We start from the raw sequence: 21,774 nt of genomic DNA on the forward strand, positions 1-21,774 counted from the left end.
GTCCACATTCCGGGCATCCGCGTGCCGTCGCGGGGTGCGCCATTCATTCCTGGATGACGCTCAGGACGTTCCCGGCGGGGTCCTTGAACCAGGCAATCAACGGCCCGCCCTTGCGGAAGATGCCCTTGGCATCGGTCTCCATCGGCGTGCCCGCATAGTGTTCAAGTTCGACGCCGGTTCCCGCCAGCGCGTCGACGGCACGTTCGATGTCCGACACAGGAAAGTTCAAAACGGTGAATGAGGCCGGTTCGTGGGCCTCCCCCTTCGGGTACACCACTACGTTCCCGCCGCCGGCCAGGTGCAGGGTCAGCATGCCGTTCGCCTCGGTGATCTCCAGCCCCAGTTTTTCACCGTAGAAGGCACGGGCAGTTGCCGTGTCACCGACCGAGAATCCGCTGAAGGCCTTGCTGTTTCCAAACATTGGCTGACACTTCCTTTTGTTGGGTCCCTCCCGCAAGTGTAGTTTTCCGGCGCGGGATGCAACAGGGCCAGGATGCCATCGGGGCCACCGCTGCGGGACGGCACTGCGCCTACACCGAGCGTTGGCATGCCTCGAGCGCCCGTGTGGCAAGCGACGTCATGACGACCGCCAGCGCGGCAAGCAGGCCAGCGTTGCGAACCACAGCTCTGAACCAACCACTGCACTCACCTGCCAAAATAGCACTGGGTGCCCACTGCGGGATGATGATCGCATCGTGATGAATTCACTAACCCAACGAAAAGGAACCGCCGACGCATTACTTTGACCGGCACCCCTCAGGCACTGCCCGGAAACCCGTTCCACTTTCGGGCGTGCGCCTGTGCGCCATCCGGGCTCGCGACAGTCCGAGTCTCACTTCGAGGGGCTCATGGCGTCGATGCAAGGCACACAGGTAGCAAAGACGCGCCGCGCTGATGGTTCATCAACGGAGCCTCACCGCTGTGTATAGCGCAGTGGGCCATGGGAGTTGTCCCTACATTCCTCATGTGCCGTGGCGAATGAGGGCCTGGACGGCGTGTTCGCGCGGTAGTCACTGATTCATCTGGTCCCCGCGGAGCTACCTCAGGCTCCCTCCGAGATTGCACGTGTTCTCGAGCCACAAGGCCGTTTGCTTGCTGGATTTTTCGAGGGTGCATCCGGCTCCCCACTGGAGCATGTGGTTACCCGGGCGTACTACTGGATCACCCCACCCGACGGGGACGCGCTATTAACTCGTCAAGAACCTTGCCTTCACTGGAGCTATGGCGGGTCGATGAATGGCATGGCGACATAATCAATGCGGCACCAGATCAACATGACGACGTGCGCTGGTTGAGTTTGGACGAGGCATTATCCTTGGACCTGGCTGACGGCCAGTACCCAGGGCTTTTCACTCAGGTACTGGCTGCAGGATCCAATGGCGCCCATCAGCAAGGCCGGGCGGCCGTCGGGTTCGCTTCCCCGTTTGGCCAGCAAGCTCCTGCCTCCTTGATTCGACGGTAGGTCACGTCAAGGACGGGCTTCACAGACCCGGACTCTCCCAAAGCCGTATCCTGACGTGATGACGGAAACCCAGAAACTCGCGATCATCGCCGGTGTTGTGCTGGTGGTGTTGGCGACGATCATGATAGTGCTGACTTCCGGCGTTTTGGCGAACCTTTTGGACCTGTCGCCTTGCGGGCGGAAGGGCCTGGGCTGGGCAACGCCTACAAATCCGGCAGCAACGTATCCTTGACCTGTTTGCGCAGAATCTTGCCCAGCATGGAGCGGGGCATGTCCGGGACCTCGATGATCCGCACGGGCACCTTGTACCGGGCCAGATGTTCCTTGCAGTGGTCCCGCAGGGCCGCCTCATCAAGTACCACCCCGGGCACCAGCTGGACAGCGGCAACAACCATTTCACCTCCCCGCTCGAGCGACTTGCCGAACACGGCAGCCTCGACAACGGATTCATGGCGGCGCAGCACGTCTTCAACTTCCGACGGCGAGACGTTGAACCCGCCGGTGATGACCAATTCCTTGACCCTGTCGACGATGGTGGTGAAGCCTTCGGTGTCAACAGTGACGATGTCGCCGGTGCGCAACCAGCCGTCTTCGGTGAGTGTCTTTGCGGTCTCAGCGGCATTGTTCCAGTAGCCCTGAAAGACCTGGGGCCCCTTGAGCAGCAACTCGCCCGGTTCCCCCTGCTCCACGTCCGTAGCCGGGTCATCGACGTCGACAACCTTCATCAGGGTCGACGGGAACGGCACGCCAATCGTGCCGGCCCTGCGCGTGGGGTGGAACGGGTTGCCCAGGGCTACCGGGGACGATTCGGTCATGCCGTAGCCCTCAACCAGGAGCCCGCCGGAGACAGATTCCCACAGCTTGACCACATGGTCTGGCAGGTTCATGGCCCCCGAAATGCAGAACTTGCACGAGCGAAGCGAGATGCCCTTTTCCTTGGCCGCAACCGCTGTGCGTTCGTAGATGGGCGGGACGGCGCAGTAGATGGTTGCCGGCGATTTCTTCATGGCTGCCAGCACCAGGTCTGTGTCGAACTTCGGGAAGAGGACCAGCAGTCCCTGCTTGCGGATGCCGAACGTGAGGTACAGGGTCATCCCGAACGCGTGGAACATGGGCAGGACCGCGTACAGGACCTCCTTGCCGAGCTCGGCGCCCTGCATCCATGCCTCGCCTTGGAGGGCATTGGCATGGAGGTTGAAGTGCGTGAGCATGGCGCCCTTGGGCTGACCGGTGGTGCCCGAGGTGTAGCCGATCACGGCGAGATCGTGCACCGATGGGCGGGGATGCGCGGAGTCCAGGCTGGGGCTGTTCAGCAGTTCCTGCCACGGCATGGCCCCCGAAGCAGGGCCCGACAACGCCGCACGCGTCTCGCGCAGTCGCTTCAGCGGAAGGTTCAGGGCCAGTCGCTTGATGGCGGGAAATTCCGAGAGGAGGCTGACCGAGACAATCCTGTCAATGACGACGTCGTCCGCGAACCCCTGGAGCGCAGGCACAGTCTTGTCCCAGGCGATGGCAACCCGCGCGCCGTGGTCCTCGAACTGGTGCCGGAGCTCTTGGGACGTATAGAGCGGATTGTGTTCCACCACGACGGCGCCCAGCCGCAGCACGGCGTAGAACGCCACCACATGCTGGGGGCAGTTCGGCAGGATCAAGGCAACACGGTCGCCCGCCTTGACACCAAGGCGCCGCAGACCTTCCGCGGCCTTGGACACCGCCTCCCCCAGGTCCCGATAGCTGGTGCGGCGACCAAAGAATTCCATAGCCGGGAGGCCGCCGGCCTCCTGCACCGAGCGCTCGAACATTGCCACGAGGGACTCCCTTGGCAGCTCAATGTCGGCGGGCACGCCCGGCTGGTAGTTCGTGACCCAGGGCTGCTGGAGGGATTGCGGATCTACGTTCGGCATCGTTCCATTTTGCCGTCAACGCCGCATCGGTGTCGAATACGCGCGTTCAGGCAGGTCCGTGTCCATGAGGCCAGGCTCACCCAGGATCAGCGCGCGGGGTAGCCAGGCCGCCGGAAGATCTCTAGCGTGGAACAATGCTTCACCGCCTTTGCGGTTATGGCATTGTGGGAGACAAAGGTGCCGGAGAAGCTGCACTTTCAATTTTTAGGAGAAGCAATGGGTTTCATCGCTTGGATAGTTCTGGGCTTAGACGTGGGTGCTGTCGGAGCCATCACTGGCCGCAGCAAGAACTCGGCCTAGCCGGGGTTGTCTGTGGACACCCGCGCAGAGGCAGTGCACACCACCGCCGGAGCAGGAAGCGCTGCCGCAAAAGCTGACGCTCCTGCCCCCGACGACGTGCGCAAGCCGAAAAACCCGACTCAGCTGCCTGCCAGGTCATGGAAGTACGTGGCCAAACGCTCAATGAACAAGTTCGGCACGGACGCCGGCACGGACATGGCCGCTTCACTGACTTATTACGGCATCTTGTCGCTCTTTCCGGCCATTTTGGCCCTGGTTTCCATTGTGGGACTCGTGGGCCAGGCCGAACACACCTCAGCCCTCATGCTGGACCTGGTGGGCAGGGTCGCGGGCCCTTCCGTCACAGAAACCATCAGGGAACCTGTCGAACAGTTGACAGGTTCAAGGGCAGCCGGCTGGACCCTGGCACTGGGCATTGTGACGGCCCTTTGGTCGGCGTCAGGGTATGTGGGTGCCTTCAGCCGGGCCATGAACAAAATCTATGGCACCGACGAGGGCCGGCCGGTTTGGAAGTTGCGCCCGGCACTGCTGCTTGTCACGCTTGCTGCCGTCCTGCTGGTGGCCACCATCGCCCTCCTGCTGGTTTTGTCCGGTCCCGTTGCCGCCGCCGTCGGCAACGCCGTGGGACTCGGTGATGCGGCTATCACCGTGTGGTCCATTGCCAAGTGGCCGGTTGTGGCAGTCCTTGCCGTGGTTCTCATAGCCGTTTTGTACTATTTCACACCCAACGTCAGGCAGCCGCGGTTTCGCTGGATCAGCGTGGGGGCCTCGTTGGCCCTGCTGGCCCTCGTCCTGGCATCGGCGGGATTTGGTGTGTATCTGGCCAATTTCTCGAAATACGAGAAAACCTATGGCGCAATTGCCGGCATGATCATCCTGCTCCTCTGGCTTTGGATCATCAATCTCGTGCTGCTCCTGGGTGCCGAGGTCGACGCCGAATTGGAGCGCGTGCGCGAACTCCAGGCAGGCATCAGGGCGGAAGAACAACTGCAGCTGCCTCCCAGGGAAACGACGGCCAGCACGAAGAAGAAGGAGAAGGAACTTCTGCTCGTTGAGCAGGGGCGTCGGCTTCGAACCGGATTTGAGGGCGAGGCTGAAGACGGGGACCAGCCGGTCAGGAAGTCAGCAGAAGCCCGTGCCCTGAAGTGGCTGGCCACCTTTGGCGCGGCGGCGGTTGCGGTCTCGGCGATCCGCGCCAGGAGGCGCCGGGACGCCAGGCGCGGTGACTGAGGGCATCGCAGCCGCTGAAGGGCCTCCAATCCGCTTGTTTTGTCCTGTTGTCTTTCTCACAATCCGAACTTTCTCCCTCTCCTTAGCACACGCCCGGCAGAGCGGTGGACAAGGGAAATTGCTATGGTTGAAAGTCGGACATACCCCTAGGTGGGAAGCTGCCGCATTCACCCCATCCCTCTAAGGAGATCTAAACCTCAATGACATCTGTGGCCACTGAAACACTGCGTGACCAGCTCTGGGATCGTCGTTATGACGAGAACATTGCCCCCATCACCGAACTCTGCGACACCCTGGCCGAAGCCCGGCCCGAGCAGCAGGTGGCCTACGTGGATCCGGTCCACGATGTCGATGAATGCAAGATCATCAGCTTGTTCTCCAATGTTGGCGAGATGGACCCCTCGGGCTTCATCACCGCAGGCGACGAGCAGGCAACAACCCGCCTGCTCGGCATTCACTGGCAGCTTGGCCTGCGCCCCAGCTATGTCATGCCGTGGAACGTACACCCCTGGTTCACCCCGGGCGAAGCCAACGGCCGCCTGACGGCGCCCCAGATCGAGCAGGGCCTGCGTCCGCTGGTCAAGTTCCTCACGATGGTCCCCCGTGCGTCAGCACTGGTTGCCCACGGCACCGAGGCGCACCGCCTGGCAGACCAGCTGCTCAAGGCCCAGGGCCCCATGTTGTACAAGCGCGGCTTCGGCATTTACAAAGTCCGCTCGCTCTCCGGGCGCAGCTTTGCCGGCTCCCCCGAGCGCCAGGAGCAGTGGCTGCTGGAATCGGCAAAGGCCTACGCGGAGTCGATGACGCGCAACGGCATCATGGTCAAGGGCCGGTAGCATCTAGCCAACCGTGCCGAAAGGCATGAAAAGAGCGGCCCCCAACCAATTGCTTGGGGGCCGCTTTTTGGTGTTGTCCTCTTGTGGAGGCCGGCATTGCTGCCCTAGAAGACTGCGATTCCCTCGATTCCTGAACCGTTGTCGGCGGGAAGCCCTGTCACTGCGCCAACCAGGCTCAACGTGAGGGTCGAAGGGGACAGGGGGCCTGCGCGCCCATTCGTCACACGAAGGCCGAAATTTGGGTCGCCGGATGACGGGCCCTGTGTCGCGTCAGGCGCACGGTCAGGGCACCAAGGCAGGCGTGGACGCGGACTTTAACATCGTGGCTAGGCTGCTGTCCAGCGACGAAACAGCCTTCGCCACGGTCGTGGCGGCTTATTCACCGCTCATGCTGCATGTCGTCCGGGGATTTGTTTCGACCCCCGTCTGCGCTGACGACCCCGTGCAGGATTCCTAGCGCGGTGGGTGGACCACGGCCAGCGCACCCGTTCCGTGGAGTCCGGAAGAGCTTGCTCTAGACGGGGAGGAACGGGAACTAGCGGCGCGAGAACTGCGGGGCAACCAAGACGGCGTAACGCGCCTTGACGGTTTCAATGACCTCGGCAAAGGGAAGGTTCCAGATGTCCTCGTTGAAGATCTCCACCTCCACCACGCCGTCGTAACCTGCCTCGGCAACCCACCGGCCGATCGCAGGGAAATCGATCACGCCGTCGCCCATGAACCCGCGCGACAGCAGCGCGTCCGCGGCGATGGGCAGGTTGAAGTCGCACACCTGGTAGGAGGCGATGCGGCCCTCCTCTCCAGCGCGGGCGATCTGCTGCCGCAGCGCCGGATCCCACCACACGTGGAAGGTGTCCACGACGACGCCGACGGCCTCCACGGGGTGCGGAGCGGCCAGGTCGAGCGCCTGCCCGAGCGTCGAGAGGACGGCCCGGTCGGCGGCGAACATGGGGTGCAGCGGCTCAAGGACAAGGCGGACGCCGTGCTCAAGGGCGAAGGGCACCAGCTCGGCGATGCGGTCCGCCATGCGCTGGCGGGCCAGCACAAGGTCCTTGCCCCCGGCCACGGCAACCGCGGTTCCTCCCCCGTCAACGGCGCCCGGTGAGACGCTGAAGTCGGGCAGGCCGCCAACGACCATGACGATTTCAGTGGTGCCCAGCGCCTTGGCCTCCAGGATTGCGGCCTTGTTGTCCGCCAGGGCGGCAGCCTGGCCGGGGCCGTCGGCTGCTGTCAGGAAGCCGCCGCGGCACAGGCTTGAAACCTGCAACCCAGAGGCCCTGACCATCTCAACGGCCGCGGCCAGCCCGACCTCGGCCACCTTGTCCCGCCACAAGCCGATGTGGGACAGGCCCGCGGCTGCCGTCAACTCAAGCGCCTCGGCAAGCGAGGCCTTCTTGATGGTTGCCGTATTGATTGAGAGCTTCTCGAACGTGCTCATGCGTTCGCACCGTCAGTGATGGTCGCGACCGACTCTAAGCCCGCCGTGTTGAGGAAGCCTGCCATGCGCACGGCAGCCAATTCCGGGTTCAGCAGCAGTCCTGCGGTGTTGGCGAGGCGGAACAGCGTGACCAGGTGGTTCACGCTGCGCCCCGAGTGAAGGCCCCCGATCATCTGGAAGCCGGGCTGGTAGCCGTTGAGCCAGGCGAGGAAGGCGATGCCTGTCTTGTAGTAATACGTCGGTGCCTCGAAGATGTGCAGGCCAAGATCCCGGGTGGAATCCAGGATGGCGCGGGCTTCGGCGGGGCGGCCGGCGTCGTACTCCTGCAGCGCGGTCGACGCGGCAGGGGCGATCGCGGCGAAGATGCCCAGCAGGGCGTCGGAGTAATGTGAACCCGCGCCGTCAATGAGCTCCGGGTAGTTGAAATCATCCCCAGTGTACAGGCGCACCCCGGCAGGGAGGCTTGCCCGCAGCGCAACCTCGTGTCCGGCGTCGAGCAGCGAAACCTTCACGCCGTCGACCTTCGCTGCATGGGTATCGATGAGCATCTGGAAGGTTGCGGTTGCGGCGGCGACGTCATCGCTGCCCCAATAGCCGGCAAGGGCCGGGTCAAACATGGTGCCCAGCCAGTGCAGGACAACAGGTTCCCTGACCTCGGACAGCAAGGTGCCGTAAAGGCCAAGGTAGTCCGCGGGGCCGCTGGCAACCTTGGCCAGGGCACGGGAGGCCATAATGATGACCTTGGCGCCTGAGGCCTCGACGACGGCAATCTGCTCGCGATAGGCGGCAAGCACTGCTTCCAGTCCCGCCTCGCCGGGTTCGACGTCGGCCAGGTTCAGCTGGTCTGTTCCGGCACCGCAGGCCAGAAGGTCGCGCACGGTCCGCTCCGGGGAAGCGAAAAGCGCGGCCTCGGCGGCTGAGCGGTTGATGAGCTCCCGAGTGGCGGACCAGTCAAGGCCCATGCCGCGCTGCGCCGTGTCCATGGCGTCGGCAATGCCCACGCCCCAGCTCCACAGTTCGCGCCTGAAGTTCAAGGTGGAGTCCCAGTCGATGTCTGCCGGGGCGCCTGGGACATTATTGCCCAGGACGTTGGCGGTGACATGCGCTGCCGCATACACCTTGCGCGAACGGATCAGACCTGTGGGCTTGCGCCACGGGCCGGTTTCATTCAGTGTCAGTGCTTCAAGTCCGCCATCCGCCAGCGGAAGCGTCAGCGTGATGCATTCATTGGGAGTTGGCATGGCTACAGCTCAATTTCGGGAATGTCCAGGGTGCGGCGCTCCTCGGAGGACTGCAGGCCGAGCTCGGCGAGCTGGACTCCGCGGGCCGCCGAGAGCAGGCCGAAGCGGTGTTCGCGTCCTGCCATGACGTCGCGCAGGAATTCTTCCCACTGCAGCTTGAAGCCGTTGTCCAGGTCGGCGTTGGCAGGGACTTCCTGCCACTGGCTGCGGAAGGATTCGGTGACGGGCAGATCCGGGTTCCAGACGGGCTTGGGGGTGTGGGCGCGCTGCTGGGCGACGCACTTGTTCAGGCCGGCAACAGCCGAGCCGTGGGTGCCGTCAATCTGGAATTCGACAAGTTCATCGCGGTAGACGCGCACGGCCCAGGAGGAGTTGATCTGGCCGATGACGGCGTCGCCCTGCGGGGTAACCAGTTCGAAGATGCCGTAGGCGGCGTCGTCCGCGGTTGCCTTGTACTCATTGCCGGCCTCGTCCCAACGGGCCGGGATGTGGGTTGCTGTCTTGGCGTTGACGGACTTGACCTTGCCGATGATGCCTTCCAGGACGTAGTTCCAGTGGCAGAACATGTCGGTGGTCATGCCGCCGCCGTCTTCCTTGCGGTAGTTCCACGAGGGGCGCTGGGCGGCCTGGTGGTCGCCCTCGAAGACCCAGTAGCCGAACTCGCCGCGGATGGAGAGGATGCGGCCGAAGAAGCCTTCATCGACCAGGCGGCGCAGCTTGACCAGGCCGGGCAGGTACAGCTTGTCGTGCACGACGCCTGCGGTGATGCCTGCTTCCTTGCCGATGCGTGCCAGTTCGATGGCCTCTTCCAGGGTTTCGGCCGTCGGTTTCTCGGTGAAGATGTGCTTGCCGTTGGCCATGGCCTTCCTCAAGGTGGCGGCTCGCAGGCTCGTCATGGAGGCGTCGAAAACGACGTCGACTGCGGGGTCGGCGATGACAGCGTCCAGGTCGGTGGTCCAGTGCTCAACGTTGTGCAGCTGCGCCAGTTCGCGCACCTTGGCTTCATTGCGGCCCACCAGGATGGGCTCGATGGCAATCCTGGTGCCGTCCTCCAGCGTGAGCCCGGAATCGCGCAGGGGCAGGATGGAGCGCAGCAGGTGCTGGCGGTATCCCATGCGGCCGGTGATGCCGTTCATGGCAATGCGGATGACCTTCTTGCTGCCGGCGCCTTCGCCCGTGGCCGTGGCCTGCGCAATTGGTGCAGCGGTCTGCTCACTGGTGGCTGTTGGATTCACTGTTTTCTCCGGGATCAAGTTGTGGGCCGGTGCTGGATGTTCCGGCGTGGCCCCAGGTTTGGAAAGCGCTTTCCAATATATGCTGTGAAGACCGCCGGGTCAAGGACCAATATTTGACACCGTGACCCGAGACATTTTCCAGACAAGGACCCTCCCGTGCCCGTCAAACTCACCGAAGTGGCAAGACACGCCGGCGTTTCGCTCGCCACAGCATCGCGCGTGCTCAACGGATCCGCCAGAAAGCCCGCCGCCGGCATTGCCGAACGCGTCCAGGCCGCCGCCACGGAGCTGGGCTACGTTGCCAACGCCCAGGCACAGGCCCTCGCCCGGTCAACCACAGGGCTGGTGGGGCTTGTTGTCCACGACATCGCCGACCCCTACTTTTCCGCGATCGCCCACGGCGTCCAGCAGGCCGCCCTCGATGCCCACCACCAGGTGCTCCTCGCCAGCACAGACATCGAGGGCGACGCCGGCTCCCCCGCAGGCGCCGAACTCGCCGCCGTCAATGCGTTCATTTCCTACCGGACGGACGCCATCATCCTTGCCGCCTCCCGCCTGTTGGACGAGGACCCCCGCCTGATCAAGGCACTGTCGCAGTACGTCGCCAACGGCGGGCGGGTCGTGACGCTTGGCGCGTCCGCCATCGCCGACGCCCATGTGGTCCACGTCGAGAACCACGACGGCGCAGCAGCCCTTGTCGGTGCGCTGCTGGAGCAGGGCGTGGACCGCTTTGTCATCCTCGCCGGGCCCCACGAGCGCAACACCGCCCGCGTCCGTGTTGCCGGCTTCACGGACAGGATCGCCGCAGCCGGCGGCGCGCCCGTCGCCGTCGTGCATGGCGCGTTCACCAGCAAGGGCGGCCACGATTCCACCGTGGAGTACCTCGACTCCCCCACGGCAGCCCTCCTGTCCGACGGCGGGTCCCCCCTGTGTTTCCTTGCCGCCAACGACGTGATGGCCCTCGGAGCCATGACCGCCCTGCGTTCTCGTGGGCTGCGAATTCCCCAGGACGTGCAGGTGGCGGGATTTGATGACATTCCGACCCTGCGCGACCACTTTCCGGGTCTGACAACTTTCAGGCTTCCGTTGGAGGAGATCGGGCGCATCGCCGCGCAGTTGGCCCTGACCCCCGCCGCAAAGCAGTCGGCAAGCGTCACCGGCTCGGTGGTTCTGCGCGAAAGCGCAGGCGTGCCACGGTAGTTGCGGCAGGGCCAATGTGAGGCATAATGACAGCATGAGCAGCGATGAGCACCCCGGCGAAGACATGACCCTCGACGAAGCGTGGACGTACCTTGAACACTCACGCTTCGGGCGGCTCGCGCTCAGCGTCGGCAACGAACCTGACATCTTCCCCATCAATTTTTTGGCGCATGAGCGAAAGCTGCTCATGCGGACCAACCCGGGGACCAAGTTGGCCGAGCTGACGGTCAATGACAGGGTGGCCTTTGAAATTGACGGCCTGGCCGAAGCCGAGGCCTGGAGCGTCGTTTTGAAGGGCACCGCCCGTGTCATTGAATCCCAGACGGAGATCGACGTCGTGAGCCAGCTGCCGTTGTTCCCGTGGCTGCAGACCCTGAAATACACGTTCGTTGAGATCGTGCCGACGAGTGTCCGTGGCATCCGCTTCGAACTCGGCAGTGAACCCGAACGGTAGCGCCGGGGTTTAGGACAGCACGTCCTTGGTGGCGAACCTGCCATAGGCCAGCGCACCGAACACCGCCACATAGGCAAGCTGCAGCAGGGCGTTGCTTGCGAACGACGACCACTCGATGGGATCGCGCAGGAGGTCGGCGAAGCCAAGCCACCAATGGCTGAACAGCCAGGGGTGCAGCCAGTCAAGCTGGGGCAGCGCGCCGAGCACCTGGGCCGCGATGGCCAGGACAATGGTGGCCGCCATGGCGCCAACAGGCACGTCCGTCAGGGTGGAAATGAACAGCCCGATCGCGCTGAGGCCCAAGAGGGAAACAAAAACGTAGGCGCCCACCAGCACGATCCGCCCCTCGGCCGTCCACGGGTCCACCAGATTCCCGGAGAGTAGCGGCACGGGCCCCACCGGGAACAGCAGCAGCCCAATGGCCGTCCCCGCCAGCACGACGGCGGCCACCGCAGCGAGGGCGAATGCGGCGGCTCCCAGATACTTCACAAGCAACAGGCGCAGGCGCCCGGCCGGGGCCGCCAACAGGTAGCGCAGCGTGCCCAGGCCAGCCTCCCCGGCGATGGTGTCGCCCGCCACGACACCCAGGGTGAGCGGCAGAAACAACGGGGTGCACAGGACCAGCGCTGTCAGCACCACAAACAGGCCGTTCCCGGTGATCCTGTCGAGAAAGGCGGGGCCGTGACCGGAATGGTCGTGATTCGTCAGCCTGACGGCCACGGCAATCAACACCGGAATTGCAGCTAGCGCTGCCAGCATGGCCCAGGTGCGGCGCCGGCGGAACATGACTGACAGTTCGGAGGCCAGCAGCGGCCACGTCCGGCTGCGGTTGGCTGGCTGGCGTGCCTGCGGGCCTGCCTCGTGCCGGTTCGCCTGGGCTGGGTCAGCGGGCAACCTCAAACCCCTCCCCCGTCAGTTCCACAAACCTGTCCTCGAGGCTGCCGGCGTCAAGGGTGAATCCGCGGACCCGCACGCCTGCCTGCACCAGTGCGGCCACAATGTCCTCGGCCGCAACGGCAGCCGGAAGCGCGGCCGTGACAAGTTCCCCGTCGGCATGGCCTCGATCCGCGGCACCGGGGACCAGCCCCAGCCGCACCAGGACGCTGCGGGCGGCCCCGGCGTCGGGCGTCAGGACCACGACACGGGGTGTTCCGTCGGCCCTGAGCTCAGCCATGGTGCCCTGTGCCACCAGGGTCCCGGCACGCATGACGGCTGCATGGGTGCAGATTTGTTCCACCTCGGCCAGCAGGTGGCTGGAGACAAACACTGTGGTCCCTTCCGCCGCGAGGGAGCGGATAAGGCTGCGGACTTCGCGGGTTCCTTGGGGGTCAAGGCCGTTGGTCGGCTCATCAAGGACCATGAGCTCGCGGGGGCGCAACAAGGCGTTGGCCAGGCCCAGCCGCTGCTTCATCCCCAGCGAATATGCCTTGGCCTTTTTGCCTGCAGCCGCACCCAGGCCAACCCGGTCCAGCGCGTCATCCACGCGGGACGTGCGAGTTGACGGTGACGAGTGTGGATCCGCCGCGTCCAGACGGTGCAGGTTGGCCCGGCCGGACAGAAAAGGGTAAAACGCCGGACCCTCCACGAGCGCGCCAACTCGTGGCAGCACGGCATCGAGCCTGCGCGGCATGGGCAGGCCCAGCACGTCCGCCGTTCCACTTGTGGCGTTGGCCAGGCCCAGCAACAGGCGGATGGTGGTTGTCTTGCCCGATCCGTTGGGGCCAAGGAAACCAAAGACGGAGCCGGAGGGCACCATCAGGTCAAGGCCTGCGACGGCGTGCTGGGTGCCAAAACTTTTGCTGAGGCCGCGGGTTTCAATGGCCGGCGCACCAAGGGTGCCGCTGCCGCCACCCGCAGTGCCGGCGCTCACTTCGCGGCCGCAGCCTGCTGCAGTACCGCCAACGGGACGGCTCCGGCATAGACCGCACCGCTGGGCGTGATGAGGACATTGAACAAGGAGGTGGAGAGCGCGCTGCCGCCCTGAACGGTTTGCAGCACCCGGGCCAGTGCCGGCGCGCCAAGCATATCGGCGGGGACGGTCCCGGCAGGTGCCTGAACGATGGCGGACCACCCGGTCCCCGAGGTGGCTGCCTTGGACGCGACCGGCTTGGATTCAGTCCCGGGCGCGGCGGCCCCGGGTTGCAAGGGGCCACCGGCTGCCGGGTTCGGAACTGCCTGCTTCGTGACGGTTGCCCCCGGTGGGGGCGTGAAGTCAAACATCGATGCCGGCGGGGCCGCCAGCGTCAGTTCGCTGAAGCCGACCTCGATGGCGGGCTTCGCCTGCCCCTTGGCCAGCACCGTGACCCGCAGCGGCATGCCGTTGTTGGCATCCACGGCGATCGAGACCTTGGCAATCAGGGTATCTGCTGACTTTGGCACCAGCTGGAGGTTGTAGGCGGGCTGGTTGGCGACCTTCACATTGGCCCCGACGCTGACCGTGGTGGCGGGGTCAAGGTTCTTCAGGATGTTCGCGGCCATCACGGCCGGGGTCTGTTCCATCGGTCCGGCCGCCGATACCGGCCCCAGCACAGGGGTTGTGGGCAGTGTCAGCTGCGTGGCCGAGTTGGTGGCGGAATCATAGGTCCAGACGATGTTGTCCCGGCGGACAATGTCACGTTCGGCCATGCTGTCAAGGACCTGCAGGCGCTCGTTGCCAGCCCCGTCCACGTAAATGCGCGCGGTGTGGGGTTCAGCCAGGAACTCCACCAGCTGGCCGAGGTCGACAGCGGCTCCGGAACCTGTCGCCGGGGCCGAGCCGGGACCCACGCTTGGCAGCTGGGGCAGGCCAAGGTCAACGGTTTGCGCCAAGGTGCCGGACAGGGCCTGGACGCGGCTGCCAGCCAGCATCTGAAGCACCTGCTCACCGGTCTTGGTGGAAAGGGTGACGGGCGTCTGTGCCTGCAGCGGCCCGGCCAGCACAACGGCGGCCACAACGGCGGGCATGGCCACAGCAGGAATCCACCGCACCCAGCGGCGGTTCATGGCCAGCACGGCCCAACAGTGAGTGTCATGCTTTCAGATTACGCCCGAATCACAAGCGTGGCGCTGGGAGTTGGCCCCCAACTTGTGCCGGCAGCCAGCGCTCGACGGCGCGCTCCCCATCTGGGTGGGGAGCACGCCGTCGTGCTTGCGGCAATGGACCGCGACGGCGGTGGACGCCTACCAGCTGTGGGCGACGTCAATGATGATCCGCGTTGTGGACCCAGGTCCGTCAAGCACGGAGACGGTGAAGGGCAGCCGCGCCCTCACTCCCACGCCAAGCGTGGTGCTGCCTTCAAAGCTGCCGGCCAGCGCCAGCTGCCTGAAGGTGGCGAAGCCTGCGGTGTTGACAAGCTCAGCCGGATTGGCCGGCAGGTAGCTTGGGACGCCGGTGGAAACATAGTAGGCCGGCGCCTTGACCGTCACCTGAAGGAAGGCGCCGCCCCGCAACGCGACAGCCGTGCCGCTGCCCTGCCGGTGAACCGTGGATACGTAGGCAGCGCTGTAACCGGTGGCGTGGCCCGAGATGTCGAGAACCATCCTGTCGAAACAGTCGTGCCGACCGGCCCGTACATTGGTGATGGGAGCGCTGGAACCGGTGCCCGCCGCCTTGGCCAGCGAACCCCACGTGATCCCGCAATACGGTGCAGCCTGGGCCGACGCAGGGGCGAAAAGAATAAACGCAGCAAGCAACCCCACAATTGCCAGCCAGGTCTTGACGAACTTCATGGAAAACACCCTCTCATGGGAAGTGGCAAATGCCGTAGGATCCGGCACATTCAACGCTAGGACGGTTCCCGTGCATGTACATCGGCCGGGTGGGAAATTCCGCCGAACCGTTACCCCTGCGCACAGGCGGTGGGAAAACGTCATCCAGGTATCAATCTGCCCGTGCTTGAGACCCGGAGGGCGGTTTGAGCACGATCACGTTTCATTCCCGCGGCCCGAGGGTCCACAGCTTTCACCTGCTCGCCCCGCCACCCCTTGACCTTCGGCGATATTGGGCCTGAAATGGATTAGGGCCATGCACACTGTTTGGTCGGCCATTTCATCCGGGATTCGCCGGCCGGACGTGGCGAGCGGAGGTGCCGACATGGTTTATTTGGTACTTGGGGTTCTTGTTGCGGTGACGGCCGCGGCAACTCTTTGGCTTGTCCGCACTGGCGCCCGCAGGCGGAAGGATCCCGACGCAGCCTTCTGGTACGCCTTTGCCGGTCTTTGCATCCTTGCCCCCATGATCCTGATCCCGGCACATGGCAGCAATTCGGCCTCCGTGGCGTTGCTGGCCGTCGCCACAGCCTCCGCAACCGCTACGGACAGGTGTGCCCGGCGCCACAACGCCAACCTTTCCGCAGCCGCTCTTCGACGCGGGGTGGACGCCGCCTTCGCGGCCATCGCCGTCGACCACGATGCCCTCATCGCCAGGTGGAGCCGTTACGAGCTGGACCCGGCCCTCAGCATCGACTTTCCGACCATGACTGACATCCGAATCCCGGAAACATCGGCCTTGATCCGTGCCGTCGCCTCCGCGGCCGACCTCAAGGCAGCGTCCCCTGACACGTTCGACGGCGTTGCCTCCTACCGCCAGGGCGTCGCCGAGCTGGCTCTCGCCCTGGCCACGGCCGAGGAGGCGGCCTGCGGCAGCCGGACACTTGTATGGGACCAGTAGGGCCGGCCTGATCAGTATGCCAGCCGGGCCGGGTCCGCTAGCGTGGCCTGCGTCGTGGCTTGGCTGTGACGCTGCCGCTTCCCACGAGGTGGATCACGAACCACAGCAGGAACAGGAGCACGCCCGCGACAATGGCCAGGGTGGGTGGGAGCACCCCGGCAATGGCGTGTCCGCTGGTTAGAAAAATCGTCCCGGTCAAGAACAACAGGGCTCCCGCCACTCCAGCCAGCAGCAAGAGCATCCGCACCAGCCAGGCACCTGCTTGTTCCATGGGCCCTCCTGGGGATTTTGTTCTTTTCGACGTGCGGCCGGCCGGCAGCTCATCCGGGCGGGAAGGGCCCGGCGCAAGTTTACGGGTAAAATTCTTAGGTGACACAAACGAAATCCTCCCCCCTTTCCCTGCCCGTTATCTACGCCGGCGCGGCAGACCTTGTGCTCGTCGCGATTTTCGCCCTGTCCGGCCGCAGCTCGCACAGTGAATCACTGACGGCGGCAGGCGTGTTCGCGACCGCCTGGCCGTTCCTTGCTTCCCTGGCCATCGGCTGGCTGGTGTGCCGCATGTGGCGGGCGCCGCTGCGGATATGGCCCCAGGGCGTATGCCTGTGGTTGATCACCGTTGCCGGTGGCATGGCCCTGCGCATCCTCTCCGGAAGCACAGCGGAACTGCCTTTTGTTGTGGTCGCCACCCTTGTGCTGGGCGCGTTTTTGCTGGGCCACCGGCTCGTCGCAACAATTGTGGCGCGACGCACCAGGCGGACGTAAACCATGCAACGGCTGAGTTACGATCAACCTGAGGCCTTTCCCCCCGCTAGCAACGCCACACGAGAAGGAACACACCTGTGATCACCGCATTTGTCTTGATCAAAACTGATGCCACACGGATCCCCGAGTCCGCCCAAGAAATTTCCGAACTCGCCGGAATCAGCGAGGTGTACTCCGTCACGGGCGAATGGGACCTGATCGCGATCGCCCGCGTCGAGAAGCACGAGGACCTGGCCGACGTCATCGCCGACAAGCTCTCCAAGGTCCAGTCCGTCGTATCCACCACGACACAAATCTCCTTCCGCGCCTATTCCCAACATGACCTGGATGCGGCGTTCTCCCTCGGCTTCGACCACTGAGCCGCGAGATGCAGCTGGAGATAGCTGTCCAGGATGTCCCAGGTGCCCGGCTCGCAGCCGCCAATGGCGCGGCGCGGGTGGAACTTTGCTGTGCCCTGCAACTTGGCGGCCTGACACCGTCACACGGACTGCTCAAGAGCGTGCGAAACGCCGAACCTGCCCTGCCCATCCACACGCTTGTCCGTCCCCGTCCCGGAAACTACGTCTATGACGGTGCAGCCGTTGCCCTCATGGTTGCCGAGATCAAGGAACTGCGCGCCAGCGGTGCGACAGGGGTTGTCATCGGCGCCTTGACGCCCGGGGACGCCATTGACTACGCAACAGTGGAAACCCTGGTGGCGGCGGCCGACGGCCTGCACATCACGTTCCACAGGGCCGTGGACCACCTGGGCCTTGCAGGAGCAGTTGCCGCTGTGCCGCGCTTGGCGGACCTTGGCGTGCAACGGATCCTCAGCTCCGGCGGAGCAGCCCGGGCCGGCGATGGCCTCGCCCAGCTCATCGCCATGCACGACGCTGCCGAGGGCCGCCTGGCGATCATGGCCGGTGGCGGTGTCCAGATCGCCGACTTCGCAACCTTCCACGCCGCCGGGCTGCGCAACGTGCACCTTTCGGCCAAGCGCACAGTCGGCCAGCAGCCACCTGGCCCCTTGACAGGGGCCGCGCTGGCCGAGGATCCCAGCTACTTCGCCACAGACGCGGCGTTGGTCGAGCGGGCCGGACAGGCCGCACTGGCTCTGGCCTGAAACGACGAAAGCGACCCGTTCCGCCGGCGATGGCCGATGGAACGGGTCGCGCTTTTTAACTGCCCCGTTTACGCCTCGATGCTGAGGGCAACCCAACTCTTGAGCACGTGCGATGCGGCACCGCTGTCGATGGCGGCTTCGGCCCGGGCCATGGCAAACTTCATGCGTGCCAGCAACGACCCCGAAGCGGCCCTGTCGTAGGCCACGAGGCCGGCAGCGGCGTTCAGGACCACGGCGTCACGGATGGGCGAACGTTCACCGTCGAGGATGCGGCGCACCACGCCGGCGTTGAATTCGGCATCCTTGCCTCGCAGGTCTTCAATCGTCGCCCGGGCAATGCCCAGGTCAAGGGGGTCAAAGGAGCTTTCGGTGACTGCACCGTTTCGCACCTCCCAGATGGTGGAGGTGCCCGTCGTGGTCAATTCATCCAGGCCGTCACTGCCACGGAACACCAGGGCCCGCACGTTGCGTGCGGCAAGGACCCCGGCGACCAGGGGCGCCAGGCGGGCATCGGCAACACCAATCGCCGATGCGGCAACGCGGGCTGGGTTTGTCAGCGGCCCGAGCAGGTTGAATGCGGTTGCGACGCCAAGCTGCCTTCGGGCCACGGCTGCGTGGCGCATGGACGGGTGGAAGAAGTTAGCGAAGCAAAAGGTGATGCCGACGTCGGCGGCTGCCTGGGCGACCTTTTCCAGGGAAAGGTCCAGCCGCACGCCGAGCTTCTCAAGGACGTCGGCGGAACCTGCCGACGACGACGACGCCCGGTTTCCGTGCTTGACAACAATCGCGCCGGCACCGGCGCAGACGAGGGCTGCCATGGTGGAGATGTTGACTGTATTGAGCCTGTCCCCGCCGGTGCCAACGATGTCAAGGGCGTCCCCGGGCACCTGCAGGGGCCGGGCGTTGGAAAGCATTGCCTCCACCAGGCCGGTGACCTCGCCAACCGTTTCCCCCTTGGCGCGCAAGGCCACGAGGAACCCGGCAATTTGCACGTCGGTGGCGTTTCCCGCCATGATCGTGCTCATCGCCCAGTTCGTTGCGTCCTGGCTCAGGTCCTCGCCAGCAATCAATGCGGCGATCAGGTTTGGCCAGGTGTGGGAGTCGGCGGACGCGCTTTGGAGAGGATTCACTCTCAAAGATTAGTCGAAACAGGGCCCCAAACACCGTTTGTGACCATTGACACGTGTGGCGTGTTGTGCATACGCATCTGGGTTTAAGCTGTGAATACACCAGAATTTCGCAAGTTTGTAGAAAAAGATCCACGAATCGGAGTTTCGCATTGGGTTTGCTGGCGTTTTATAGACATAATGTCTATGTGACAACTGCGACCCATGCCCCCAGTACCCCGGCGCATCCGACGCTGAATCGACCGAACATGGTTTCTGTAGGAACCGTTGTTTGGTTGTCCAGTGAGCTGATGTTCTTTGCCGGCCTTTTTGCCATGTACTTCACGCTGCGTTCCACCACGGGTGGAATGTGGGCTGAAGAATCGGCCAAGCTGAACTTCCCGTTCGCCCTGGTCAACACCCTCATCCTGGTTTCCAGCTCATTCAGCTGCCAGATGGGCGTGTTTGCCGCGGAGAACCTTCGGCCTCGCCGCACCGGACGCCTCTTCCAGTTCTCCCAGTGGGGAATGACGGAGTGGTTCCTGTTGACCTTCGTTCTTGGTTCAATCTTCGTGGCCGGTCAGTCGACCGAGTACGCCATGTTGACCTCCGAGCACGTAACCCTGAACTCAAACCCCTATGGCTCTGCCTTCTACATGACTACGGGCTTCCACGGCCTGCACGTCCTCGGCGGCCTTATTGCATTCCTTCTCATCGTCGGGCGCGCCTACGCGGCCAAGAAGTTTGGACACTTCGAAGCCACCAGCGCGATCGTGACTTCTTACTACTGGCACTTCGTGGATGTCGTGTGGATTGGCCTCTTCCTGGTCATCTACGTCCTGAAGTAAGCTCACAAAAAAGCTCGTTTCAACCAAGTAAGAGCAAGCATTTGCGGCCCTCACCAGGGGCTGCTGGATATAGATCAAAGGAACCACCAAGTGAAGGCACTTTCGCAGAAGCGACGTCATCCGCTGGCCGCACTAGCGCTGCTAGTGCTGGGTCTCATGCTGACAGGTGGGCTATACGCCGTTGTCACAACCGTGAATGAGGCCAAGGCCGATACCACCACCTTTACGGCGCAGCAGGTGAACGAGGGCGAGAAGCTCTTCGTCGCCAACTGCGCCACCTGTCACGGAATGGGCGCCAGCGGCACGAACGCAGGACCGCCCCTGGTCGGCGTCGGCGCCGCAGCCGTGGACTTCCAGGTCGGCACGGGCCGCATGCCCATGCAGATGCAAGGACCCCAGGCGCGCAAGAAGCCCGAGCAGTTCAACACCGAGCAGACACGCGAACTGGCAGCCTATGTTGCCACTTTGGGTAACGGCCCGGCATTGCCCGAAGAGCAGTACATCGATGGCAAGGGCGACGCAGCAGTCGGCGGCGAGCTCTTCCGCGTGAACTGCGCCATGTGCCACAACGCTGCCGCAGCAGGCGGCGCACTGACCCGTGGAAAGTTCGCACCGCCGTTGGCAGGTGTGTCCAACAGCCACATCTACAGCGCGATGATCACGGGACCGCAGAACATGCCGGTCTTCAACGATGCAAACATCACCCCTGAGGGCAAGCGCGACATCATCACCTTCTTGAACACCATTGAAAACCAGGGAGCGCCCGGCGGCGCCAAGCTTGGCTCACTGGGTCCGGTATCCGAGGGCTTGTTCCTCTGGACCGCCGTCCTGGGCGTCATCATTGGCTTCACCATCTGGCTGACTTCCCGGACTTCCTAACAACAAGAAGCCCCAGATTTATTGGCTGCAGTAGCAGCCGCGAGAAACATACATTACGACCCCGGGACCGTTCCGGGATAAGAGAAGGATGAGGGGATTATGGGCAACCATAGTGACGGCTCGCCGACAAGCTCGGACGCCGTAGCTAAGGCTGGTCACGACGAGGTGGATAAGTTCCAAGATCCGGGACTGCCTCCACATCGTCTGCGACTGGCTGATACGGACCCCAAGGCGGCAAAGCGCGCCGAGCGCCAAGTGGCATGGCTGTTTATCATTTCCATCGTTGGCACGCTGGTGTTCTTCGTTGGCTACTTTGGCGTCCGGCTCGATGACACCATCGCAACCTTGCGTATCCAGAACACCTTCTTGGGCCTAGGCGTGGCATTTGCCATGCTCGGCATTGGAACAGGCATCGTTCACTGGGCCCGCGCCCTCATGCCTGACCATGAAGTGGCTGAGGACCGCCACGAGCTGCGCACCGAGGAAGACCGCCTGGCAGCCGTTCAGATCATTGACGACATCGTCGAGGAAACCGGCATCAAGCGTCGTCCGTTGATCCGTAACACCCTCATCGGCGCCGTGGCCCTGGCTCCGCTGCCGGCCATAGCGATCTTCCGCGACCTCGGCCCGCTGCCCGGTAACTCCTTGCGCCACACGCTCTGGAAGGAAGGCGAGCGTCTCGCCCGCGATCCCGACGGAACGCCCATTAAGGCTTCAGATGTCACCATCGGCTCAGCGTTCCACGTGATTCCAGAATCACTGAACAAGCTCACCGAGGGCAAGCTGAACGAAAAGGCCAAGGCAGTTGTACTGCTCATGCGCCTGAACCCGGAAGACCTCAGCCCCTCCAAGGGCCGGGAGAACTGGGGCTACAACGGCATCGTTGCGTACTCCAAGATCTGCACCCACGTGGGCTGCCCCGTTGCTCTCTACGAGCAGCAGACGCACCACCTGCTGTGCCCCTGCCACCAGTCGACCTTTGACTTGACGCAGGAATGCAAGGTCATCTTTGGCCCTGCCGTCCGCCCATTGCCGCAGCTGCCCATCACAGTTGACGCCGAGGGCTACCTGGTCGCCCAGAGCGACTTCCATGAACCTGTTGGTCCTAGCTTCTGGGAGCGTGGCTAAA

25 protein-coding genes are annotated in these 21,774 nt (G+C 64.0%); 13 read left to right on the forward strand and 12 right to left on the reverse strand.

Annotated features, from left to right (window positions below):
* Positions 1-43: 43 nt before the first annotated feature.
* Both AAGW05_RS09600 and AAGW05_RS09605 read right to left on the reverse strand, forming a co-directional pair.
* Positions 44-421, reverse strand: a complete 378-nt coding sequence (locus tag AAGW05_RS09600) for a VOC family protein (protein ID WP_411804283.1) — start codon at positions 419-421, stop codon at positions 44-46.
* Positions 422-1,309: 888 nt separating this feature from the next.
* A complete protein-coding gene (locus AAGW05_RS09605) occupies positions 1,310-1,435 on the reverse strand; it encodes a hypothetical protein (RefSeq protein ID WP_411804284.1) in 126 nt (41 codons plus the stop codon).
* A gap of 85 nt (positions 1,436-1,520) precedes the next feature.
* Here AAGW05_RS09605 and AAGW05_RS09610 point away from each other — a divergent pair, with 85 nt between their 5' ends.
* On the forward strand, positions 1,521-1,694 hold the full coding sequence (locus AAGW05_RS09610) for a hypothetical protein (RefSeq protein ID WP_411804285.1): 174 nt from the start codon (positions 1,521-1,523) through the stop codon (positions 1,692-1,694).
* On the opposite strand, the gene AAGW05_RS09615 is transcribed toward AAGW05_RS09610, so the two are convergent.
* Positions 1,666-3,366, reverse strand: a complete 1,701-nt coding sequence (locus tag AAGW05_RS09615) for a long-chain-fatty-acid--CoA ligase (RefSeq protein WP_411804286.1) — start codon at positions 3,364-3,366, stop codon at positions 1,666-1,668. The two genes, AAGW05_RS09610 and AAGW05_RS09615, sit on opposite strands and share 29 nt — an antisense overlap.
* Before the next feature lie 312 nt (positions 3,367-3,678).
* Between AAGW05_RS09615 and AAGW05_RS09620 the strand changes: the two genes are divergently transcribed.
* The 3 genes from AAGW05_RS09620 to AAGW05_RS09630 all read left to right on the forward strand — a co-directional run bounded on the left by AAGW05_RS09620 (position 3,679) and on the right by AAGW05_RS09630 (position 6,189).
* Positions 3,679-4,896 carry a YihY/virulence factor BrkB family protein gene (locus AAGW05_RS09620; protein ID WP_411804287.1) on the forward strand — a complete coding sequence of 406 codons (1,218 nt, stop codon included), beginning with the start codon at positions 3,679-3,681 and terminating at the stop codon, positions 4,894-4,896.
* 200 nt (positions 4,897-5,096) lie between these two features.
* The gene (locus AAGW05_RS09625) at positions 5,097-5,732 is read left to right on the forward strand and encodes a uracil-DNA glycosylase (RefSeq protein ID WP_411804288.1); all 636 of its coding nucleotides are present in this window, start codon (positions 5,097-5,099) and stop codon (positions 5,730-5,732) included.
* 250 nt (positions 5,733-5,982) lie between these two features.
* A complete protein-coding gene (locus AAGW05_RS09630) occupies positions 5,983-6,189 on the forward strand; it encodes a hypothetical protein (protein ID WP_411804289.1) in 207 nt (68 codons plus the stop codon).
* A 78-nt stretch (positions 6,190-6,267) separates the two neighbouring features.
* Here AAGW05_RS09630 and AAGW05_RS09635 read toward each other — a convergent pair whose 3' ends face one another.
* From AAGW05_RS09635 to AAGW05_RS09645, 3 genes are read right to left on the reverse strand one after another with little or no spacing between them, the layout of a single operon-like run.
* Positions 6,268-7,170, reverse strand: a complete 903-nt coding sequence (locus AAGW05_RS09635; protein WP_411804290.1) for a sugar phosphate isomerase/epimerase family protein — start codon at positions 7,168-7,170, stop codon at positions 6,268-6,270.
* Positions 7,167-8,411, reverse strand: a complete 1,245-nt coding sequence (locus AAGW05_RS09640) for a dihydrodipicolinate synthase family protein (protein ID WP_411804291.1) — start codon at positions 8,409-8,411, stop codon at positions 7,167-7,169. Before AAGW05_RS09640 ends, AAGW05_RS09635 begins: the two co-directional genes overlap by 4 nt.
* A gap of 2 nt (positions 8,412-8,413) precedes the next feature.
* Complete coding sequence (locus AAGW05_RS09645) at positions 8,414-9,547, reverse strand: Gfo/Idh/MocA family protein (RefSeq protein ID WP_411804323.1); 1,134 nt, start codon at positions 9,545-9,547, stop codon at positions 8,414-8,416.
* Positions 9,548-9,802: 255 nt separating this feature from the next.
* Between AAGW05_RS09645 and AAGW05_RS09650 the strand changes: the two genes are divergently transcribed.
* Positions 9,803-10,846: a LacI family DNA-binding transcriptional regulator gene (locus AAGW05_RS09650; protein WP_411804292.1), complete on the forward strand. Its 1,044-nt coding sequence runs from the start codon at positions 9,803-9,805 to the stop codon at positions 10,844-10,846.
* 34 nt (positions 10,847-10,880) lie between these two features.
* A complete protein-coding gene (locus tag AAGW05_RS09655; RefSeq protein WP_411804293.1) occupies positions 10,881-11,300 on the forward strand; it encodes a pyridoxamine 5'-phosphate oxidase family protein in 420 nt (139 codons plus the stop codon).
* A 9-nt stretch (positions 11,301-11,309) separates the two neighbouring features.
* On the opposite strand, the gene AAGW05_RS09660 is transcribed toward AAGW05_RS09655, so the two are convergent.
* The 4 genes from AAGW05_RS09660 to AAGW05_RS09675 all read right to left on the reverse strand — a co-directional run bounded on the left by AAGW05_RS09660 (position 11,310) and on the right by AAGW05_RS09675 (position 15,008).
* A complete protein-coding gene (locus tag AAGW05_RS09660) occupies positions 11,310-12,194 on the reverse strand; it encodes an ABC transporter permease (RefSeq protein WP_411804294.1) in 885 nt (294 codons plus the stop codon).
* Positions 12,184-13,170, reverse strand: a complete 987-nt coding sequence (locus AAGW05_RS09665) for an ABC transporter ATP-binding protein (RefSeq protein ID WP_411804295.1) — start codon at positions 13,168-13,170, stop codon at positions 12,184-12,186. The genes AAGW05_RS09660 and AAGW05_RS09665 overlap by 11 nt, the downstream gene beginning before the upstream one ends.
* A complete protein-coding gene (locus AAGW05_RS09670; protein ID WP_411804296.1) occupies positions 13,167-14,291 on the reverse strand; it encodes a LolA family protein in 1,125 nt (374 codons plus the stop codon). The genes AAGW05_RS09665 and AAGW05_RS09670 overlap by 4 nt, the downstream gene beginning before the upstream one ends.
* Positions 14,292-14,459: 168 nt before the next feature.
* Complete coding sequence (locus tag AAGW05_RS09675; RefSeq protein WP_411804297.1) at positions 14,460-15,008, reverse strand: hypothetical protein; 549 nt, start codon at positions 15,006-15,008, stop codon at positions 14,460-14,462.
* A 364-nt stretch (positions 15,009-15,372) separates the two neighbouring features.
* Between AAGW05_RS09675 and AAGW05_RS09680 the strand changes: the two genes are divergently transcribed.
* Complete coding sequence (locus tag AAGW05_RS09680) at positions 15,373-15,948, forward strand: hypothetical protein (RefSeq protein ID WP_411804298.1); 576 nt, start codon at positions 15,373-15,375, stop codon at positions 15,946-15,948.
* Between the two features lie 37 nt (positions 15,949-15,985).
* On the opposite strand, the gene AAGW05_RS09685 is transcribed toward AAGW05_RS09680, so the two are convergent.
* Complete coding sequence (locus AAGW05_RS09685; RefSeq protein WP_411804299.1) at positions 15,986-16,219, reverse strand: hypothetical protein; 234 nt, start codon at positions 16,217-16,219, stop codon at positions 15,986-15,988.
* A 98-nt stretch (positions 16,220-16,317) separates the two neighbouring features.
* Here AAGW05_RS09685 and AAGW05_RS09690 point away from each other — a divergent pair, with 98 nt between their 5' ends.
* The 3 genes from AAGW05_RS09690 to AAGW05_RS09700 all read left to right on the forward strand — a co-directional run bounded on the left by AAGW05_RS09690 (position 16,318) and on the right by AAGW05_RS09700 (position 17,812).
* Entirely contained in the window at positions 16,318-16,710 is a 393-nt protein-coding gene (locus tag AAGW05_RS09690) for a DUF3054 domain-containing protein (RefSeq protein WP_411804300.1), read from the forward strand.
* 77 nt (positions 16,711-16,787) lie between these two features.
* Positions 16,788-17,069, forward strand: coding sequence for an Lrp/AsnC family transcriptional regulator (locus tag AAGW05_RS09695; protein ID WP_411804301.1), 282 nt, complete (start codon positions 16,788-16,790; stop codon positions 17,067-17,069).
* An 8-nt stretch (positions 17,070-17,077) separates the two neighbouring features.
* Positions 17,078-17,812: a copper homeostasis protein CutC gene (locus AAGW05_RS09700; RefSeq protein ID WP_411804302.1), complete on the forward strand. Its 735-nt coding sequence runs from the start codon at positions 17,078-17,080 to the stop codon at positions 17,810-17,812.
* 68 nt (positions 17,813-17,880) lie between these two features.
* Here the strand turns inward: AAGW05_RS09700 and trpD are convergent, their stop codons facing one another.
* Positions 17,881-18,942, reverse strand: a complete 1,062-nt coding sequence (gene trpD, locus AAGW05_RS09705) for an anthranilate phosphoribosyltransferase (protein WP_411804303.1) — start codon at positions 18,940-18,942, stop codon at positions 17,881-17,883.
* 245 nt (positions 18,943-19,187) lie between these two features.
* Between trpD and AAGW05_RS09710 the strand changes: the two genes are divergently transcribed.
* From AAGW05_RS09710 to AAGW05_RS09720, 3 genes are all read left to right on the forward strand, one after another.
* Positions 19,188-19,766, forward strand: coding sequence for a heme-copper oxidase subunit III (locus AAGW05_RS09710; protein WP_411804304.1), 579 nt, complete (start codon positions 19,188-19,190; stop codon positions 19,764-19,766).
* A gap of 90 nt (positions 19,767-19,856) precedes the next feature.
* Positions 19,857-20,645 (forward strand): c-type cytochrome, encoded by a 789-nt coding sequence (locus AAGW05_RS09715; RefSeq protein ID WP_411804305.1) that lies wholly within the window; start codon positions 19,857-19,859, stop codon positions 20,643-20,645.
* A gap of 99 nt (positions 20,646-20,744) precedes the next feature.
* Positions 20,745-21,773, forward strand: coding sequence for a Rieske 2Fe-2S domain-containing protein (locus tag AAGW05_RS09720; RefSeq protein WP_411804306.1), 1,029 nt, complete (start codon positions 20,745-20,747; stop codon positions 21,771-21,773).
* Position 21,774: the final 1 nt, after the last annotated feature.

The sequence above is a fragment of the Arthrobacter sp. LAPM80 genome, from assembly GCF_046736435.1.
Lineage (GTDB): Bacteria > Actinomycetota > Actinomycetes > Actinomycetales > Micrococcaceae > Specibacter.

Bases quoted from the DNA above. Each gene is read 5' to 3' on its own strand.
- AAGW05_RS09645 (WP_411804323.1), bottom strand. From the start codon at position 9,547: ATGAACGGCATCACCGGCCGCATGGGATACCGCCAGCACCTGCTGCGC.
- AAGW05_RS09710 (WP_411804304.1), top strand. From the start codon at position 19,188: ATGGTTTCTGTAGGAACCGTTGTTTGGTTGTCCAGTGAGCTGATGTTC.
- AAGW05_RS09625 (WP_411804288.1), top strand. From the start codon at position 5,097: ATGACATCTGTGGCCACTGAAACACTGCGTGACCAGCTCTGGGATCGT.
- AAGW05_RS09615 (WP_411804286.1), bottom strand. From the start codon at position 3,366: ATGCCGAACGTAGATCCGCAATCCCTCCAGCAGCCCTGGGTCACGAAC.
- AAGW05_RS09610 (WP_411804285.1), top strand. From the start codon at position 1,521: ATGACGGAAACCCAGAAACTCGCGATCATCGCCGGTGTTGTGCTGGTG.
- AAGW05_RS09640 (WP_411804291.1), bottom strand. From the start codon at position 8,411: ATGCCAACTCCCAATGAATGCATCACGCTGACGCTTCCGCTGGCGGAT.
- AAGW05_RS09685 (WP_411804299.1), bottom strand. From the start codon at position 16,219: ATGGAACAAGCAGGTGCCTGGCTGGTGCGGATGCTCTTGCTGCTGGCT.
- AAGW05_RS09655 (WP_411804293.1), top strand. From the start codon at position 10,881: ATGAGCAGCGATGAGCACCCCGGCGAAGACATGACCCTCGACGAAGCG.
- AAGW05_RS09700 (WP_411804302.1), top strand. From the start codon at position 17,078: ATGCAGCTGGAGATAGCTGTCCAGGATGTCCCAGGTGCCCGGCTCGCA.
- AAGW05_RS09720 (WP_411804306.1), top strand. From the start codon at position 20,745: ATGGGCAACCATAGTGACGGCTCGCCGACAAGCTCGGACGCCGTAGCT.
- AAGW05_RS09600 (WP_411804283.1), bottom strand. From the start codon at position 421: ATGTTTGGAAACAGCAAGGCCTTCAGCGGATTCTCGGTCGGTGACACG.
- AAGW05_RS09675 (WP_411804297.1), bottom strand. From the start codon at position 15,008: ATGAAGTTCGTCAAGACCTGGCTGGCAATTGTGGGGTTGCTTGCTGCG.
- AAGW05_RS09635 (WP_411804290.1), bottom strand. From the start codon at position 7,170: ATGAGCACGTTCGAGAAGCTCTCAATCAATACGGCAACCATCAAGAAG.
- AAGW05_RS09630 (WP_411804289.1), top strand. From the start codon at position 5,983: ATGACGGGCCCTGTGTCGCGTCAGGCGCACGGTCAGGGCACCAAGGCA.
- AAGW05_RS09680 (WP_411804298.1), top strand. From the start codon at position 15,373: ATGGTTTATTTGGTACTTGGGGTTCTTGTTGCGGTGACGGCCGCGGCA.